The organism is Pseudomonas sp. MD330_10, assembly GCF_042610415.1.
GTDB classification, from domain to species: Bacteria; Pseudomonadota; Gammaproteobacteria; order Pseudomonadales; family Pseudomonadaceae; genus Aquipseudomonas; species Aquipseudomonas rhodesiae.
In genome coordinates this window covers 184319-202542 of sequence record NZ_JBHGZU010000003.1, presented here as the reverse complement: position 1 = coordinate 202542, position 18224 = coordinate 184319, and the positions used below count along the sequence as shown (strand labels likewise).

At 61.5% G+C, this 18224-nt stretch carries 16 protein-coding genes; 6 read left to right on the top strand and 10 right to left on the bottom strand.

The features are described 5' to 3' along the window. Positions 1 to 155 precede the first annotated feature (155 nt). Genes ACFZPT_RS06295 through xylB form a run of 5 tightly spaced genes read left to right on the top strand, consistent with a single transcriptional unit; the run spans position 156 to position 6128 of the window. A complete protein-coding gene (locus ACFZPT_RS06295; RefSeq protein WP_034113700.1) occupies positions 156 to 1688 on the top strand; it encodes a sugar ABC transporter ATP-binding protein in 1533 nt (510 codons plus the stop codon). 13 nt (positions 1689 to 1701) lie between these two features. After that, complete coding sequence (locus tag ACFZPT_RS06290; protein ID WP_094065826.1) at positions 1702 to 2670, top strand: ribose ABC transporter permease; 969 nt, start codon at positions 1702 to 1704, stop codon at positions 2668 to 2670. A gap of 34 nt (positions 2671 to 2704) precedes the next feature. Further along, the gene (locus ACFZPT_RS06285; RefSeq protein WP_034097840.1) at positions 2705 to 3637 is read left to right on the top strand and encodes an ABC transporter substrate-binding protein; all 933 of its coding nucleotides are present in this window, start codon (positions 2705 to 2707) and stop codon (positions 3635 to 3637) included. Positions 3638 to 3643: 6 nt separating this feature from the next. Further along, on the top strand, positions 3644 to 4651 hold the full coding sequence (locus tag ACFZPT_RS06280; RefSeq protein ID WP_256593229.1) for a LacI family DNA-binding transcriptional regulator: 1008 nt from the start codon (positions 3644 to 3646) through the stop codon (positions 4649 to 4651). Between the two features lie 16 nt (positions 4652 to 4667). Continuing rightward, a complete protein-coding gene (gene xylB, locus ACFZPT_RS06275; protein ID WP_034113701.1) occupies positions 4668 to 6128 on the top strand; it encodes a xylulokinase in 1461 nt (486 codons plus the stop codon). Between the two features lie 4 nt (positions 6129 to 6132). Here xylB and trxA read toward each other — a convergent pair whose 3' ends face one another. From trxA to ACFZPT_RS06255, 4 genes are all read right to left on the bottom strand, one after another. Beyond that, complete coding sequence (trxA, locus tag ACFZPT_RS06270; protein ID WP_034097846.1) at positions 6133 to 6456, bottom strand: thioredoxin; 324 nt, start codon at positions 6454 to 6456, stop codon at positions 6133 to 6135. Next, positions 6453 to 6713 carry a co-chaperone YbbN gene (locus tag ACFZPT_RS06265; protein ID WP_047882203.1) on the bottom strand — a complete coding sequence of 87 codons (261 nt, stop codon included), beginning with the start codon at positions 6711 to 6713 and terminating at the stop codon, positions 6453 to 6455. The genes trxA and ACFZPT_RS06265 overlap by 4 nt, the downstream gene beginning before the upstream one ends. 277 nt (positions 6714 to 6990) lie before the next feature. Continuing rightward, positions 6991 to 8970, bottom strand: coding sequence for a U32 family peptidase (locus ACFZPT_RS06260; RefSeq protein ID WP_034097848.1), 1980 nt, complete (start codon positions 8968 to 8970; stop codon positions 6991 to 6993). A gap of 70 nt (positions 8971 to 9040) precedes the next feature. Further along, the gene (locus ACFZPT_RS06255) at positions 9041 to 9421 is read right to left on the bottom strand and encodes a RidA family protein (RefSeq protein WP_034097850.1); all 381 of its coding nucleotides are present in this window, start codon (positions 9419 to 9421) and stop codon (positions 9041 to 9043) included. Positions 9422 to 9609: 188 nt separating this feature from the next. Here ACFZPT_RS06255 and ACFZPT_RS06250 point away from each other — a divergent pair, with 188 nt between their 5' ends. After that, the gene (locus ACFZPT_RS06250; RefSeq protein WP_034097852.1) at positions 9610 to 10965 is read left to right on the top strand and encodes a PAS domain-containing methyl-accepting chemotaxis protein; all 1356 of its coding nucleotides are present in this window, start codon (positions 9610 to 9612) and stop codon (positions 10963 to 10965) included. 56 nt (positions 10966 to 11021) lie between these two features. Here the strand turns inward: ACFZPT_RS06250 and ACFZPT_RS06245 are convergent, their stop codons facing one another. The 6 genes from ACFZPT_RS06245 to ACFZPT_RS06220 all read right to left on the bottom strand — a co-directional run bounded on the left by ACFZPT_RS06245 (position 11022) and on the right by ACFZPT_RS06220 (position 18214). Further along, positions 11022 to 11891 (bottom strand): oxaloacetate decarboxylase, encoded by an 870-nt coding sequence (locus ACFZPT_RS06245; protein ID WP_034097854.1) that lies wholly within the window; start codon positions 11889 to 11891, stop codon positions 11022 to 11024. A gap of 543 nt (positions 11892 to 12434) precedes the next feature. Beyond that, positions 12435 to 13778: a TolC family outer membrane protein gene (locus ACFZPT_RS06240; RefSeq protein ID WP_052229565.1), complete on the bottom strand. Its 1344-nt coding sequence runs from the start codon at positions 13776 to 13778 to the stop codon at positions 12435 to 12437. A 23-nt stretch (positions 13779 to 13801) separates the two neighbouring features. Beyond that, positions 13802 to 15319 (bottom strand): DHA2 family efflux MFS transporter permease subunit, encoded by a 1518-nt coding sequence (locus ACFZPT_RS06235; protein ID WP_034113703.1) that lies wholly within the window; start codon positions 15317 to 15319, stop codon positions 13802 to 13804. Next, positions 15316 to 16383 carry an HlyD family secretion protein gene (locus ACFZPT_RS06230; RefSeq protein ID WP_034113704.1) on the bottom strand — a complete coding sequence of 356 codons (1068 nt, stop codon included), beginning with the start codon at positions 16381 to 16383 and terminating at the stop codon, positions 15316 to 15318. The genes ACFZPT_RS06235 and ACFZPT_RS06230 overlap by 4 nt, the downstream gene beginning before the upstream one ends. Positions 16384 to 16399: 16 nt before the next feature. Further along, on the bottom strand, positions 16400 to 17200 hold the full coding sequence (locus tag ACFZPT_RS06225; protein WP_034113706.1) for a DUF3050 domain-containing protein: 801 nt from the start codon (positions 17198 to 17200) through the stop codon (positions 16400 to 16402). Between the two features lie 57 nt (positions 17201 to 17257). After that, on the bottom strand, positions 17258 to 18214 hold the full coding sequence (locus ACFZPT_RS06220; protein WP_034113708.1) for a fatty acid desaturase: 957 nt from the start codon (positions 18212 to 18214) through the stop codon (positions 17258 to 17260). Between the last annotated feature and the right edge of the window lie 10 nt (positions 18215 to 18224).

Below are 18224 nucleotides of genomic sequence, written 5' to 3'. Positions count from 1 at the left end.
GTTGCGACAAATAAGCTTGATGAAACGTTTCTTCTAGCGACAAATGGCGCACGCAAGCGCTTGCGTAAGTAAATGTATCTGATTAGAGTCGGTGCCAATCGGCTCTGATCCAAAGGGGGCCGAACGACAAAAATAATAAAACCAGGAGCTCAGACATGAGCCTTGAACCCTTGCTGGAGATGCAGGGCATCAGCAAAACCTTCAACGGTTTGCGCGTGCTCAAAAATGTCGGCCTGAAGGTTTACCCCGGCGAAATCCACGCCTTGATGGGGGAGAACGGCGCCGGCAAATCCACTTTGATGAAAATCCTTTCCGGCGCTTATCAGGCCGATCCCGGCGGTGAAATCCGCATCGGCGGCGAGCCCATCGCCACATTCAATCCCGCCACCGCCAAAGCCCTCGGCATCGCCGTGATCTACCAGGAACTGAGCCTGTGCCCGAACCTGAGCGTGGCCGAGAACATTTACCTGGGCCGCGAACTACGGCGTGGTTGGACCATCGACCGCGCCGGCATGCAGGACGGCTGCGTCGAAGTGCTGCAACGCCTGGGCGCCGAATTCACCCCGGCCACGCGGGTCAGCAGCCTGTCGATTGCCGAGCGCCAACTGGTGGAGATCGCCCGCGCTTTGCATGCCCACGCCAAGATCCTGGTGATGGACGAGCCCACCACGCCGCTGTCGTCCCGCGAAACGGATCGCCTGTTCGCGCTGATCAAACAGCTGCGCAGCCAAGGCCTGGCGATCATCTATATCAGCCACCGCATGGCCGAGATCTACGAGCTGTCGGACCGCGTATCGGTGCTGCGCGACGGTCAGTACATCGGCGAACTGACCCGCGAGGCGCTGTCAGCCGAGGTGCTGGTGAAAATGATGGTGGGCCGCGACTTGTCAGGGTTCTATAAAAAGGACCACGCGGCGTACGACCCCGGCGCCGTGGTGATGCGCGTGCGCGACATGGCCGACGGCAAACGCGTGCGCCAGTGCAGTTTCGACCTGCATGCCGGTGAGGTGCTGGGCATTGCCGGGCTGGTGGGGGCAGGGCGCACCGAGCTGGCGCGCCTGATCTTCGCCGCCGACCCGCGCACCAGCGGCACCCTGGAAGTGGTGGGCAAGACCGTCACCCAACTACGCACCCCGGCAGACGCGATTCGTGCTGGCGTGGTGTACCTCACCGAAGACCGCAAGGCCCAGGGCCTGTTCCTCGACATGAGCGTGGCCGACAACATCAACGTCTGCGCCTGTGTGCCGGATGCCCGCGCCGGTGGCGTGCTGGACCGGGCGCACGCTGCGCAACGCTCGAATGACGCGATCAAGTCGCTGTCGATCCGCGTGGCGTCGGGCAAGGTCAACGTCGGCGCGTTATCCGGTGGCAACCAGCAGAAAGTGCTGCTGGCGCGCTTGCTGGAGGTCAAGCCCCATGTGCTGATCCTCGACGAACCCACCCGTGGCGTGGACATCGGCTCCAAATCCGAGATCTACCGCATCATCAATCAGCTGGCGCTGGCCGGGGTGGGCATTGTGGTGATTTCCAGCGAGCTACCGGAAATCATCGGCACCTGCGACCGCGTGCTGATCATGCGCGAAGGCCAATTGGTGGCCGAAGTCGGCGGGGCTTCCGGCCACGCTATTTCCCAGGAACGTATTATCGACCTCGCCACCGGTGGCGATCAGGTGGCTGCCCATGGCTGACTCAAACAACACAATGACCCTCACACCCATAGGCAAAGCCGAACGCGCCCGCGAGTTGATGCGCACGGTCGGCATGTTGCCGGTGCTGGTGTTGCTGCTGGTGGGCTTTGCCCTGGCCAGTGAAAACTTCCTGACCTTGCAGAACCTGTCGATCATCACCCAGCAAGCCTCGGTGAACGTGGTGTTGGCGGCGGGCATGACCTTTGTGATCCTCACTGCCGGCATCGACCTGTCGGTGGGCGCGATCCTGGCGGCGTCGGCGGTGGTGGCGTTGCAGGCGTCGATGTCGCCGCAGTTCGGTATGTTCGGCATCGCCGCCGGCATCGGCTTCGGGCTGTTACTCGGGCTGGTCAACGGCGGGCTGATCGCCTTTATGCGCCTGCCGCCGTTTATCGTCACCCTCGGCGCGCTCACCGCCATGCGTGGGCTGGCGCGGCTGTTGGCCGACGACAAGACGGTGTTCAACCCGGATCTGCCGTTTGCATTTATCGGTAACGACTCGATCCTTGGCGTGCCATGGCTGGTGGTGATTGCCGTGGCAGTGGTGGCGCTGTCGTGGTTTATCCTGCGGCGCACGGTGATGGGGGTGCAGATCTATTCGGTGGGCGGCAACCCGGAAGCGGCGCGGCTGTCGGGGATCAAGGTGTGGAAGGTGTTGCTGTTCGTCTATGCCATGTCCGGGGCGTTGGCCGGGCTCGGCGCGGTGATGAGCGCTTCACGCCTGTTTGCCGCCAACGGCCTGCAACTGGGGCAATCCTACGAGCTGGATGCGATTGCCGCGGTGATCCTCGGCGGCACCAGCTTTACCGGCGGCGTCGGCACCATCGGTGGCACGCTGATCGGCGCGCTGATCATTGCCGTGCTCACCAATGGCCTGGTGCTGCTGGGGGTGTCGGATATCTGGCAATACATCATCAAAGGCATCGTGATCATTGGCGCGGTGGCACTGGACCGTTATCGCCAGTCCGGCGCGCGCACCTGATTTATCTCCTACAACAATCACAAGAGAGAAGCGCATGAACTTTAAACGTATCGTTCCCGTCATCGCTCTGGCTGCCCTGATGTCCCAGGCAGTACAGGCCCGTGAACTCAAAGCGCTGGGCATCAGCATGGGCTCGCTGGGAAACCCGTATTTCGTGACCCTGGCCGACGGTGCCACGGCGCGCGCCAAGGCGTTGAACCCCGACGTCAAGGTGACCTCGGTGTCCGCCGACTATGACCTGAGCAAACAGTTTTCCCAGATCGACAACTTCATCTCGTCCAAGGTCGACTTGATACTGCTCAACGCCGTCGACCCCTCGGCCATGGCCTCGGCGATCAAGAAAGCCCGCGACGCCGGCATCGTCGTAGTCGCCGTGGATGTGGACGCCAAGGGCGTGAACGCCACCGTACAGACCGATAACGTCGAAGCCGGTAAGCTGGCCTGCCAGTACCTGGTGGACAAGCTCTCGGGCAAAGGCAATGTGATTATCCAGAACGGCCCGCAGGTCACCGCCGTGACCGACCGCGTCAAGGGCTGCAAAGCTGCATTGGCCGGCGCGCCGGACATCAAGGTGCTGTCCGACGATCAGGACGGAAAAGGTTCGCGCGAAGGCGGCCTGAACGTGATGCAGGGCTATCTCACCCGTTTCCCGAAAATCGACGGCCTGTTCGCGATCAACGATCCCCAAGCCATCGGTAGCGACCTGGCAGCCAAGCAGCTCAAGCGCAGCGGCATCATCATCACCTCGGTGGATGGCGCGCCGGACATCGAAAATGCACTGAAGAGCGATACGCAGATCCAGGCCTCCGCCAGCCAGGACCCGTGGGCCATGGCCCAGACCGCCGTGGACGTAGGCAATGACATTCTCAACGACAAAGCCCCGGCCGACGCGGTGACGTTGCTCACGCCGAAACTGATCACCCGCGACAATGTCGGCAGCTACAGCGGCTGGTCGAGCAAACACTGAGTCCGTCTGAGGAACCGCGCCATGGTCACCATGGACGATGTGGCAAGCCGCGCCGGGGTGTCGACTTCAACCGTGTCCCATGTGGTGAACGGCACCCGTAAAGTCAGCGCGGCGACGGTGCTGGCGGTGCAGCGTGCGATCCAGGATCTGGGTTATATCCCCAACACCCTGGCGCGCTCGCTGGCCCGTTCCAGCACCAGCACCATTGGCGTGGCGATTTCGGCGCTGTCCAATCACTACTTCAGCGAGACCGTGCACGCGATTGAAACCGAGTGCGCCAAGCACGGCTATATGATGCTGTTTGTCGACACCCACGATGACCCGCAGCAAGAGTTGCGGGTAGTGACGGCGCTGCATCATCGGCGTGTCGACGGTATTGTGCTGGCCCCGTCGAATGAGTCCCTGGCCCTGGATTACCTGCGTGCCAACCAGATTCCGGCGGTGCTGGTGGATCGGATGATGAGCGCGCAATTTGATCAGATCGGGGTGGAAAACGCGCGGTCCACGCAAACCTTGATCGAACACCTGATAAGCCACGGACATAGCCGTATCGGCTTTATCGCCGGGCGTGCGGGGTTCAGTACCACGGATGAGCGGGTGGCCGGCTACACGGCGGCGTTGCAGGCGGCGGGGTTGGCAGTTGATCCGCAGCTGTTGGTAAACGGCGGTTCCAGCACCGAGCCGGCTCGTCAGGCCACGGTGCAACTGTTGGGCCTGGAGTCGCCACCGACGGCGATTATGGCCGGTAATAACTTGATGACCCTGGGCGCGATGCACGCTCTGCGTGATGCGCACCTGGAGGTCCCGGCGCAGATGGCGTTGGTGGGGTTTGATGATTTTGATTGGGCAGACTTTTTCGTGCCGCGCTTGACCCTGATCGCCCAGCCTGTGCAGGCGTTGGGTGCCCAGGCGGTCAATCTACTGCTGCAACGCATGGCGTCGCCCGCTGCGCCCACCCAGTGTGTGCGCCTGGCACCAACCCTGCGAATACGCAATTCCTGTGGCTGCCACTGATTGGAATCACATACGTATGAACAGTCCGGTTTCCTTGGGCATCGATCTCGGCACCTCTGAACTCAAAGCCATCCTGATGGACCTCGACGGCAACGTCCTGGCCCATGCCGGCGTGCGCCTGAGCGTTTCAAGACGCCACAGCGGCTGGTCAGAGCAGGCGCCGCAGGATTGGTGGCAAGCCTGTGTGCAGGCACTTGGCCAGCTGCGCAGCCATCCGGCGTATGCCGATGTGGCCTGTATCGGCCTGTCCGGGCAGATGCACGGCGCGGTGCTGTTGGGTGCGGACGACCGGGTGCTGTATCCGGCCATCCTGTGGGATGACTCCCGCGCCGTGGCCGAGGCAGAACGCCTGGGCGCGGATTTCGCCGATGTCACCGGCAGCCTGCCGATGGCCGGGCTTACCGCGCCGAAGTTGCTGTGGCTGCAGGAGCATGAACCAGAGGTGTTCAAGGCCATCGACTGCGTGTTGTCGCCCAAGGATTACCTGCGGTTGTGTCTGACTGGCGAGCGCATCAGCGAGATGTCCGACGCCGCCGGTACGCTGTGGCTGGATGTGGCCCGACGCGAGTGGTTCACGCCGATGCTGCGCGCCACCGGCCTGGCGCCGTGGCAGATGCCTCGACTGGTTGAAGGCGGCGCGCCAAGCGCGCGGTTGACCGCGACGCAGCTGGGGCTTTCGCCCGAGGTAGTGATCGCCGGCGGTGGCGGCGATAACCCGGTGGCGGCGGTGGGCATCGGTGCGGTCCATGCCGGGGACGGTTTCATCACCTTGGGCACCAGCGCGGCGATTGTGGCGATCACCGACCACGCCGCCGGCAACCCGGCCAGCGCGGTACATAGCTTCTGCCATGCGCTACCGGATCGCTGGTACACCATGGGCGCCATGCTCGCCGGTGCCAGTTGCTTGCGCTGGGTCACGCGGTTGACCGGGATGGCGGATGAGCAAACCTTGCTAGCGCAGGTCCAGGCGCAATTACCGATCGAACAGGCCGTGCCGCTGCACACGCCGTTGTTCCTGCCGTACCTGGCCGGCGAACGCACGCCGCACAACGACCCCTTGTTGCGCGGCGGCTTTATGGGGCTGGGGCATGACTGCACACCGGCGATGCTCGGCTATGCGGTGATGGAGGGCGTCGGCTTCGGCCTGCTGGATGCGCTGCACGCGGTGCAATCGGCGGGCGCACAGGTCGGCGCCTGCGCTTTGGTAGGCGGCGGCGCGCGCAGCGCATATTGGGCGCAGTTGCTGGCCAATATCCTGCAACGGGAGATCTACACGTTGCACGGCAGTGAACTGAGCGCCTGCATCGGCGCGGCGAAACTCGGGTTCATGGCGGTGGGCGAGGGCGCAGACTTGCTGGCAGCAGGTATGCCGATCAAGGCGCGCTACTTGCCGGATGCGACGCAGCGGGCGGTGCTGGATGAGCGTTATCGGCGGTTTCAGGGATTGTTGGAGGCGGCGAAAGGGTTGCGGGCCTGAGCAATCAGAGCTTGCCGTCCAGAAAGCTGATCAGTCGCGACTTCGTGATAGCGCCGATTTGCGTCCCTTCTACATGACCGCCACTGAACAGCATCAGCGTAGGAATGCTACGTATGCCATATGTTTGCGGCGTGGCTGGATTCTCGTCGACATTGAGTGTGGCAACCTGCAACCGATCTGCGTATTCCTCGGCGATCTGTTCGATAGACACCGCAAGCATTTTGCACGGGCCGCACCATTCGGCCCAGAAGTCGACCAGTACAGGTTTGGTGCTGTGGATGACGTCGTCCTCGAACGAAGCGTCAGTGATGGCTTTGATCTGACTCATAAATGCCTCCTGTGGTCTTTGAACAGCATCAGCGTGGGCACCTCGTGCACCCCGTACCGGGCCGGTGTGACGCAATGGTCGTCGACATTCAGCGTCACAATGGTCAAGCGGCCCAGGTAATCCTCAGCCATTTGTTCGAGGTAGGGCAGATGGCCGCAGCTATTGTTCCAGTAATACACCAACACTGGGCCTAGGGCCTGCAACACCTGCCTATCGAAATTGGCATCGCTGACTTCTTTGATAAGTGAGCGCGTCATGGGCAACCCTCCAGCCACAGCACCGACGCTAACGCAACGAAGCGGCGAAGGCACCTGTGAAAAATGACAGGGGGTTAGATCGATTGGCGATAGCCCAAGGCGGTGCCTGTATGAGCGGGGTTGCGCCGCACTGGGCCGCGAGGCGGCCCGCGATCAAACTGCGGCGCAGTGTCAGAGCGAATGGGGACAGCCGGTTCCAGGGCTGCTTGTGCAGCCCGGCGCGGGGCAAGCCCGCTCACCACAAAACAGTGTTAGCCGTTGACGAAGTGCAACAGCGTCAGTGCGTGCCCTGATAGATAAGTTTGTCCGGGTTGAAGTGTTCGACCACGCTGCCGGGTTGCGGCAAGCCCAGAATGTGGCCCTTGATCTTGCCCACCACATGCATTTCACACGGCTTGCAGTCGAATTTCAGGGTCAGCACTTCGTCGCCGTGGATCAGTTGCATCGGCGCCACCTTGGTCTTCACGCCCGTGACGCCCTTGGCCTGTTTAGGGCACAGGTTGAACGAGAAGCGCAGGCAGTGCTTGGTGATCATCACTGGCACTTCGCCGGTTTCTTCATGGGCTTCGAAGGCCGCGTCGATTAACTTCACCCCGTGGCGGTGGTAGAAGTCGCGGGCTTTCTGGTTGTAGACGTTGGCCAGGAACGACAGGTGCGCTTCCGGATAGACCGGCGGCGGTGTGGTTTCGGCCTTGCGCCCACCACGGGGGTGCGCCGCGACCCGGGCGGCGGTCAGCGCTTCGATGACTTCGCGGCGCAGTGCCTTGAGCTGCGAGTTGGGGATGAAGAACGCCTGCGGCGCATCCAGCTCGATGGCAGTGGCGTGGTATTCGGTGGTGCCCAGTTGGCCGAGCAAGTCGCGCAAGGTATCCAGCGCCTGTTCCGGTTTGTTGGCCACGCCGAACGGGCCGGGCAGGGTGACGCTGGCGCTGATGCCTTCCTCGCTGGTAGCGGTGACGTGCAACTGCTCTTCACGCAAACGCGCGACCCACGCAAGGCCGATACGGCGCTCGGCCGAGGTCTTGAGCAGCGCCTGCTGCCAGTTGTGGTCGAGGTTGCGGTTCAGCGGATGGTTGGGGCGCAGTTGGTGCAGGCCGGCGGGCATTTCATTCGGCTCAACGCGATAGCGGTAGCGCTTCTGGCCGTCTTCCTCGAACTCGCCCTTGGGCTCGGCGATGTTGGCGCGGAACCCCACCACTTCACGCTTGACCAGCACGTTCAGGCCATCGCCATTGGACAGCGGCTCATGGGTGACTACCTGCAGGTCGCGCTTGCCGGTTTTTTCCACCACACCCACCGGCAGGCCGGTGAAGGTCGGCGTGTCGAAAGCGCCGATGTCGATCTTGCGCTCGCTGACAAAGTAGTCGGTGCTGCCGCGGTGGAAGGTTTTTTCCGGGTCGGGCAGGAAGAAATGCGCGGTGCGACCGCTGGAAGCACGGGCCAGGTCCGGACGATCTTCGAGAATGTCGTCCAGGCGCTGGCGGTAATAGGCGGTGATGTTCTTCACATAGCCCATGTCCTTGTAACGGCCTTCGATCTTGAACGAACGCACACCGGCCTCTACCAGCGCACGCAGGTTGGCGCTCTGGTTGTTGTCTTTCATCGACAGCAGGTGTTTTTCAAAGGCCACGACGCGCCCCTGATCGTCCTTCAAGGTGTACGGCAGGCGGCACGCTTGGGAGCAATCGCCGCGGTTGGCGCTGCGGCCGTTCTGCGCGTGGGAGATATTGCACTGCCCGGAAAACGCCACGCACAGTGCGCCATGAATGAAGAACTCGATGGCGGCATCGGTCTCGTCGGCGATGGTGCGGATTTCCTGCAGGTTCAGCTCACGGGCCAATACCAGTTGGGAGAACCCGGCCTGATCGAGAAACTTGGCGCGGGCCAGGGTGCGGATATCGGTCTGGGTACTGGCATGCAGCTCGATGGGCGGGATATCCAGCTCCATCACCCCCAGGTCCTGCACGATCAGCGCGTCGACACCGGCGTCGTAGAGCTGATGGATCAGCTTGCGCGCCGGCTCCAGCTCGTTGTCATGCAGGATGGTATTGATGGTGGTGAACACCCGGGCGTGGTAACGGCGGGCGAACTCGACCAGTTGAGCGATATCGCTCACTTCGTTACACGCGTTGTGGCGCGCGCCGAAGCTGGGGCCGCCGATATAGATGGCGTCGGCGCCGTGCAGGATGGCCTCGCGGGCGATGGCTACATCGCGGGCAGGGCTGAGCAATTCCAGGTGATGCTTGGGCAAGGACATAGTTTTTTTAGTCAGGCTTGTCACGGTTGAGGCGCGCATTGTAGCCGTGAAATGCCTGACCGGCATCACTTCAGGCCTTGGCCGCCATCGCGGTGACTTCCACGCGCATGCCTTCAACCGCCAGTGCCGCCACGCCAACCGCCGCGCGCACGGGCCAGGGCTTGGCGAAAAAGCGTTTGTAGACCTCGTTGAAGGCCGCGCGATCGGCCATATCCGTCAGATAAATGGTCAGGTGCATCACCCGATCCATGGAACTGCCGGCTTTTTCCAGGGCGACTTTCAGCGCTTGCAGCGTGCATTCGCTTTGCAGGGTGATATCCCCCAGTTCCAGGCTGCCGTCGGCGCGGGTCGGGATCTGGGTCGACACCAGGATGCCGTTGAAGCCGACAACGTCGGAAGAAATGGACTCGGCATCCGGGTCCGGAGTGTAGGACAGATCGTGGTTGGCCATGGGCACCTCTGGTGGGCAAAAACACAAAGGCGCCATGGTCCTCGAAATCATTGGCCAGGGCAAACCGAGGGCTATGGCAATACGCTTTTTTGACGCCAGAAAATAAAAATTAAAGCCGCGTAAAGTCGCTAAAACTGGAGCCGATAGCTACTTTAGAAGCAGGTTCTCCGTACGGCAGAGGGTTCGTCATGTTCAATAACGCATTAAAAACAGAACTGGCGGCCAGGAAGGCCGAAGTCACCGAATACAAAGGGCTGAACGCCGCGTTGGAACGCTCAATGGCGGTGGTCGAATTCGACCTGAACGGCAAGGTGCTGCGGGCCAACGATAACTTTATGAAAACCATGGGTTATAGCGCCGATCAACTGGCCAACAAATCCCATCGCGACTTTTGTTTGCCTGCACTCACCAGCAGCCCGGCCTACAGTGAATTCTGGGCGGATCTGCGCGCCGGCAAATTCGTCTCGGGCACCTTCAAACGGGTGGGTTCCAACGGCAAAACCGTCTGGTTGGAGGCCAGCTACAACCCGGTGTTGGATGAACGTGGCCAAGTGCTGAAAGTCGTCAAGTACGCCTTGGACGTTACCAGCAAGGTCGAGCAGGAGGCCGCAACCCGCAGCAAACTCGCGGCGCTGGACCGGGCCATGGCGGTGATCGAGTTTGATTTGAGCGGCCACGTACTCGATGCCAATCCCAATTTCCTCAATGTCATGGGCTACTCCCTTGCCGAGCTCAAGGGCAAGCATCATCGCATGTTCTGCGAACCGAGCCTGGTCAACAGTGGCGAATACGCCGACTTCTGGCGTCGCTTGAACAACGGTGAATTTTTCACTGGGCAATTCAAACGCATCGGCAAACATGGCCGCCCAGTGTGGCTGGAAGCCAGTTATAACCCGGTCTATGACATCGACGGCACGCTGCTGAAAATCGTCAAGTTCGCCAGCGATATCACCGAACGCGTGGAAAAATTCGAGGAAGACTCGCGCGGCGCCTCGCGTGCCTACCATATCTCGTCGGAAACCGAGCGGTTTGCCGAACACGGCACTCAGGTTATCCACGACACCGCCACGGAAATGCGCCGGATTGCCGAAAACATCGGCGCCTCCGCGCGATTGGTGGGGCAGTTGGGTGATCGTTCGGAGCAGATCACCGCCATCGTCAATACCATCCGCGGCATTGCCGACCAGACCAACCTATTGGCCCTCAACGCGGCCATCGAAGCGGCGCGCGCCGGTGACCAGGGTCGCGGCTTTGCGGTGGTGGCCGATGAGGTTCGCCAGTTGGCCGGTCGCACCAGCCGTTCCACGGCGGAAATCGCCGAGATGATCGGCATGATCCTGTCGGAAACCCGCGACGCGGTGAGCAGCATGAATGCCACCCAGGAGGGCGCGCAGCGTGGCGTCAACCTGGCGGATCAGGCGGGTTCGGTGATTCTGCAGATACGCACCAGCACCAGCGATGCCGTGAAGGCGGTGAGTATGTTTGCGTCGAAGCTGGATGAATCGGAAGTAATTCCGAAAACTGCGGTGGGCTGGGTTGGCTGACCGAGGGACAGACCCGCGTGGGAGGAGGGGGGCAGCCCCCTCGATCCACCGGGTAGTTACTCTTTTACGTCCATGAATTCTTTGGCCCAGGCTACGTAGCTCTCGGGCAACGTATAGGTGTGGGTCAACTCGGTGGCACTGAGGTTCGAAGTGCTGTGGGTCAGCTGGCGTTGGGCGCGCAGGCTGTCGTAGGTCGCCTTGATCGCCGCGAAGTACGCGCCATGGCCGGCCACGATGACCCGCACACCCAGACTGGCCAGGCGTTGCGCGTCGTTGAGTTTGGGATTGCCGTAGGTCACCAGCATCAACGGCACCGTGAGGTTTTCCGCAATTTTCTCCAAGTGCTCGAAGTCGCTGACGCCCACCATGCAGATGCCATCGGCACCGGCTTTCTGATAGGCCAGGGTGCGTTCGATCACCGCTTCGGTCGGTAATACGCCGGCGTTGGTGCGGGCAATGATCGACAGCTCTGGGTCAACCCGCGCTTCCAGCGCCGCGCGAACTTTACCGATACCTTCGTCTATGGAAATCAAATCCGTGGACTTGCGCCCGAATTGCGCCGGCAGCAGCGTGTCTTCGATGGTCAGCGCGGCGACGCCGGCACGTTCCAGTTCTTCAACGGTGCGCATCACATTCAGCGCATTGCCGTAACCGTGATCGGCATCGGCAATAAAGGGCAACTGCGCGACACGACCGATGCGGGTGGCTTGCTCAACGAACTCACTCAGCGTGATCAACGCAAAATCGGGGGCCGCCAGAACCTGCAACGAGGCCACGGAGCCGCCCAGGATACCGACCTCGAAACCCAGGTCGGCGGCAATCCTTGCCGACATCGGATCAAACACGGAAGCGGTTTCAACGCACGCAGGCGTTGCCAACAATTCACGAAAATTAACGCGCAAGGCTGAGTGGGACTTTTTTGGCATGATCTTTCCTGGTTGGGGCCATTGACGACATACGATCAATGCCTATTGGTAGACGTGTGAGACTACCACGTAGGAAAACGCGGGATTATGACGTTTGAGAATGGGGTATGCGGGAAGCACATAGGACGGGGTTGATGATTTAGATAGAAGACCCCGACATATAATTGAACAAGTGGGCGATGTTAGATGTTCATAAATCGTCGCTGGCCTCGTAGCCTATAGCCTGCGTAAATGCCGATGATTCGGTACGTACACTGGTGGCCGAGAAGGGCAACGTCCATATCGAAGCGCTGGACCAGGGCAAGGGCCATGTGATCGTGACCCTGTCCTCTAAGGGGCGCGGCGCAAATGATTATGACGAGGTCACACGGTACCTGGCCGATGGGCAAACATGGGCATACTCCGCAGACCACTTAAGTGATAGTGATCGTGCTATCCGCATTCACGCAGTGAACTTGAACGGCAGAAGCGGGAACCCGTTCGATTATCGAACCCTGAATTCAATGGCTCAGGTACATGGGCTGAATGGGGCGTGCACCGGCTTCAATCGAGCAGGCGACTGACCTCACGCAGACGCGCGTCGTTCAGGTTCCCCGTCGACGCCAGCAGATTGAGCTGCGCGAGCAGAATCGCGTAGCGTTGCTGGGCCAAACGTTGCTGGGTGTCCGTGACTTTCTGCTGTGCGTCCAGTACCTCCGTGTTGATGCGCGCACCGGCCTCGAAGCCGTGGGTCACCGACGTGAGGTTGACCTGGCTGGATTTCAGCGCCTGTTTGAGCGCCTGGTATTGGCTCATGCCGCTGGTCACTTGCAGGTAGGCCTGGCGGGCCATCAGCCCGGCGCTGCGGCGCGCATCTTCGAGTTCATCCAGGGCTTTGCTCTGCAACGCATGGGCTTCGCGCACGCGGCTGCTGGTACGGCCGCCGCCATACAGTGGCACGCTCAGTTTGACCCCGACCACCGTCTGGTTATAACGATTCTCCGGCAGGGTGATGTCGTACACATCGCCGCCGACCGAGGCAAAACGGCCATGGGCGGCGATCAGGTCAAGGGTCGGCAAGTGGCCGGCTTGTTCCTTGTCGATGTCCATTTCGGCCAGGCGCTGGGCAATCTGCGCCCGCTGCACGGCGAGGTTGCCTTGTTGTGCGGTGGTGGCCCAGGCGCCGATCGCGGCGGGCACCGGAGCGCTGAACTGTGGCTCCTTGCCCGACCATGGGCGCGCCTGGGCGGCGGTCAATTGGGTGAGGGCTTCGGTGGCGATATCCAGCGCGCCGCGTGCGGCGATTTGCTCGGCGAAGGCCTGGTCGTATTTGGCCTGAACCTGTTCGAGCGCGTTGTGGGTGCTGGCGCCGTCGGCCAACAAACGCCGGGTGCGGTCCTGGCTCTCCTGCAGGGTTTGCAACTGTTGCGTGCGGGTGTTCAGCAGTTCCTGGTTAAGCAGTACGTTGAAGTAGGCGCGGGCGACACGCAGCATCAGGTCCTGGCGCGCCTGTTCGGTCTGCACCTCGCTGGCGCTGATCATCAGTTTGCTTTGGTCGTGGGCAACCACACTCTGCCAGCGCAACAGCGGTTGGGTGAGAACCACGGCATAGGCGTTGGTGTTATTGCGGTTGCGATGGTAGTCGGACGAATCCTCGGCATCGACCCACGCCGCGCCGCCGGTGACCGACAGGTCCGGTAACAGGTTGGCACGGCTTTGCGGTTCTTTTTCCGCGGTGGCCAATTGTTGCGCCTGTGCGGCGGCGAACTTCATGTCGTGGGTCAGCGCCTTCTGGTACAGCTGGTACAAGTCTTCCGCCGCCGCATTGGCCGGGCAGCAGGCGAGGCTGAGGCCGCACAGGAAAGTGAGCAGTGTGATCGGGTCGAGATGCAGCCCTGGAATACGCAAGGGGATGTGCTCCACTGGAGAAGTTATCGGCTGAGGGTGCTTCTGCGCATCATCAGCACCATGGGAATGCCGATGGCCATGACCGCGCCCAATGTGCCGAACAGCATGCTGAAGGCCAGCATTTGCGCTTGTTCACGCGCTTGCAGGTAAGGCATCAGGGCCAAGGCTTGTTGATGGCTTGCAAGGTTCAGGGACAGAAACAGCGGGTTGGATTCCACGCCGCCCCAGCCACTGGCAACCAGGCTGGACTCGGTCACATGCTCGGACAGCAGGCGATAGCGCTCCCACGAGAACCGCGTGAGCAGGGTCGCGGCAATGGCGATGCCGACGCTGCCGCCCAGCTGGCGCATCAGGTTGAGCACGCCCGAAGCGCCCGAGATCAACGTCAGCGGCAGACGGCGCATGGCCAGGTTGGTCAGCGGTACGAAGATCATGCCCAGGCCCAGGCCGCGAATCACCAGGGGCCAATAGAGCGTGTCCGGGTTGCTGTCGAGGGTGAACCGGGTGTGCAGGAACATCGCATAGCAGTACATGACGATGCCCAAGGTCACGAACACGCGCTCGTCGATCTTGTTTTCCTGGGACAGCTTGCCGATCACCAAGGTGCTGATGGCACTGGCCACCGCCCCGGGGAAAATCACCAGCCCGCTCTGGTACGCGCTCTGTGCCAGCAACGTCTGCAAAAACAGCGGCACCATGAATAACGTGCTGTACAGCCCGAAACCCACGCAAAACGCGCAGATGCAGCCCATCACAAACTCGCGGTTCTGAAACAGCGCCACATTGACGATCGGGTTGGTCGCGCGCCGTTCCCACCAGAAGAACCCCGCCAGGCTGAAGCTGCTGAGCAACAGGCAGGCAACCGTCCAGTTCGATTCCATCCAGTCCCAATGCTCGCCGCGCTCCAGCAGGATCTGCAGGCTGCCGACGCCCAGGGCCAGCAGGCAGAAGCCGCTGTAGTCGACGCTGCTGGGTTTGCTTTCATTGGCGGAGTCGCCGATGCACAGCCAGCACAGCAGCAGGGCCACAGCACCGATAGGCAGATTGATCAGGAATATCCAGTGCCAGGACAAGGTGTCGATCAGATAGCCGCCGACCGTGGGGCCCAACGTCGGCCCCATCATCACGCCAACGCCGTACAAGGCCATGCCGCTGCTGACCTTCTCCTTGGGGAATACGTCGTAAATAATTGCCTGTGAAATCCCCAGCAACCCGCCGCCCGCCAAGCCTTGCAGTACGCGGAATGCCACCAGTTGCCAGAGTTCGGCGGAAAAGGCGCAGCCCACGGATGCCAGCACGAACAGCGCCGTGGAGACCAGGTAATAAGTGCGCCGCCCGAACCAGGCCGACAGCCAGCCGCTGACCGGCAGGATCACTACGTTGGCCACCACGTAGCCAGTGGACACCCAGGAGATTTCATCGACCGACGCCCCGTAGGTGCCCATCAGGCTGGGAATCGCCACGTTGACGATGGTCACGTCGAGCAGTTCCATCATCGACACCAGCGTCACGGTCAGCGCAATCAGATACGGCGACTTCATAACGTGTGGCTGCCGTGCTGTTGCGTGGCGACTTCGACGAAGGCGCTCATGCCGGGGCTCAACAAGGCTTTGTAGTCATCCGGCACGTCTTTGAGGGCAATCCTGACCTGCACGCGCTGCACCACCTTGGTGAAGTTGCCGGTGGCGTTCTCTTGGGGCAGCAGTGAAAACTTTGCGCCGGTAGCCGGTGCGAGGCTCTCGACTACCCCGTCGAAAGCCTGCCCGGGAAACGCATCCACAGTGACCTTGGCCAATTGGCCGACCCGCACGCGCCCGACCTGGGTTTCCTTGAAGTTGGCGGTAATCCACAGCGGGTCGGTGGCAATCAGGCTCAACAGCTTCTGCCCGGCGACCACGAATTGGCCCGGCTCGACTTCTTTTTTCGAGACGATGCTGCGCACCGGCGCGGTCTGACGAGTGTCGTGCAGCTTGATCCGGGCCTGTTCAAGTTCGGCTTGCGCCGCCGCGATCCGGTAGTCCTGCACTTTCAGTTCGGCTTTGTTGGCCAAGGTGCTTTGCGCGGCAGCCTGGGCATTGCCGCGTGCCGCTTCCTGGGCGTGGCTCAGGGCGTCGAAACGCGCCTTGGCCACCTCGACATCCTGGGTGCTCAACACACCTTGGGCGCCCAGGCGGCGGGCGCGCCCGTAATCGTTGCGCGCCTGCTCCAGATTGGCGCTCGATTGTGCCAGCGCCGCTTGCGCCGCCTGGCGCATTGCGACCGCGCCGAGGACCTGGCTGTCCAACGCACCCGGACCGCCGCCGCGCCCTGCGGCGGCAAGCAACGCCTGCCATTGCGCCTCACGCTGCTCGACCTGGTATTGATATTCGCTGTCGCGGATCTGAAACAGCAGATCACCGCTTTGCACCGTGACGTTGTCTGTCACCGGCACGCTCATCACCACGCCCGAGAGCTTGGCGCGCACCGGAATGATCACGCCATCGAGCTCGGCGTTATCGGTACTCACGTACGCGTTGGAATACTGCCAACGCTGCCAGCCGAGCAGCAGTAACCCACCGACCACAACGCCGCACAGTGTCAGTTTTATCAATTTACCTTTGGTCATGTCCTGCTCCCTGTGGTCATGCGAGGCTTAGGCACTCAGGGCGGTCCGTGGCGTGTTGCGCTTTGTGCTGCAGGAAGTGATGCACGCCATCCCACAAATCGATGCGCGATTTGATCGCGGTCTTGGCGCTTTCGACCATGTGCTGGTGTTGCACAGGGGTGGTGACGATTTCAGCGATGATGCGTTTAGCGGCCGGGCCGTGATCGTCGCCATCCATTTCGATGTGGCGCTTCAAGTAATAGGTGAGCATCGGCACCTCGGTTTCGCTGACCGACCATTGCGACAGCAGGCGTCCGAACATGTCGGGGATGATGTCTTCACGGCCAAAGAAGAAGTACGCCAACACCGCTTCGGTGGTGCCGTGTTGCGCCACATCGAGCGTCTGGCACATGAACACTTTGGCCGCCAATGGGATATCGCGGTCGCTGAGGGCCTTGGCCAGCGGTTCCTTGGCCTGGATGGCCGCGAGGAAACGGCGGAATACCGAGCTGTCGGCGCCGATTTCATCCATGGCGGTCAGGTACAGGTCCAGGTGGCTGATAAAGCCGCCATTGGGGTGTTCGTCGGTTTCTTCCCCGACCACGATTTCATTGATCAAGCGCGCAGCCGTGATATGCGTTGGCGGTACCCACGGCAACTCCACACAGGTGAGGTCGCGCTGGATGCGCTTGAGCAGGGTCATGAAGTCCCATACGGCAAACACATGAAATTCCATCAGTGTGCGTACATCTTCAACGGTGCGGATATTGGCGAAAAGCGGATGGCCGAATAACTGGGCGCGCTCGGTTTCAATGTGGCGGTCGATATCAAAAGGCATAGCAGCTCCTGCGGCCTGATGGTTCAGGCCAAAATCCATGGGGAAAGTAAGGACCGTTCAGTCGTTCAGCGTGTCGCCACGGTAAGGATGGCGACCGGAGGCGTACTTGAAGGACGGTATGAAGCGTGTCTCCAGCAGGTATTGCCGGTCTGCATACCACCCCGCGTCCAGCAGTTGGCGGTGGACCTTGGGCAGGCGCCAGCACGGCACCGCTGGATAAAAGTGATGTTCCAGGTGAAAGTTCGCGCCGGCGTGCAGCCAGGTGCTCAGGCGCGAGGTGCGCGAGCGGGCAGGGGGCTGGTCATGGCCCTCGCTGAAGGCATGTTCCTGATAGGCATTAACTGCCGAGAGCAGGAACGCAACCGCCAGGCTCAAGGCAAACCCAAGCAGCAGCCCGTCGATCTGCCACAGGGCGACCGCGTAGACACTCAACCAGCCGACCTGGCACGCGATATTGCAACGCGCCAGTCGTCGCACCTGGGCTGCGCTCAAAGGCGAAGGCAAGGGCGATGGGCTGACCGGCGGGCCGAAAGCCAGGCGCAACGTCGCCTGCAGATAGTTCGAGGTGGCCAACAACCGTGACAGCGCAAGGCGGCTAAACAGGCTCCGATAACGCGAGAAGTGCCGATAATCCGGGTCCTGTTCGCTGTTGCTGTAGCGATGGTGTTGCCAATGGTCGACGAAGTAACCGGTCACGCAGAATCCAGGCAGCAACGAACTGGTGAAAATGCCCAGGTAGCAACTGTGCATAGGCGTGCTGCTCAGGTTGAAATGGAAACCTTCATGCCCGAGGATCGCTTGCAGAAACCACCCGTACCCGGCCAGCACCCAAAGGGGCGAGCACAGCAACACCCACAGGGTGGCGGCCGTGTTCGCCACCCACACAAACAGCGCGAGGGGCAGCAGGAAGAGGCACAAGGCGTAACCGATGATCAACAAGGACTCACCCGACCGGGCCTTGAACAAGGCCCGATCGAGGCGGACCTGAGGCTTGCTGTGGAGTTGTCTGGCCATTGGCAACGCG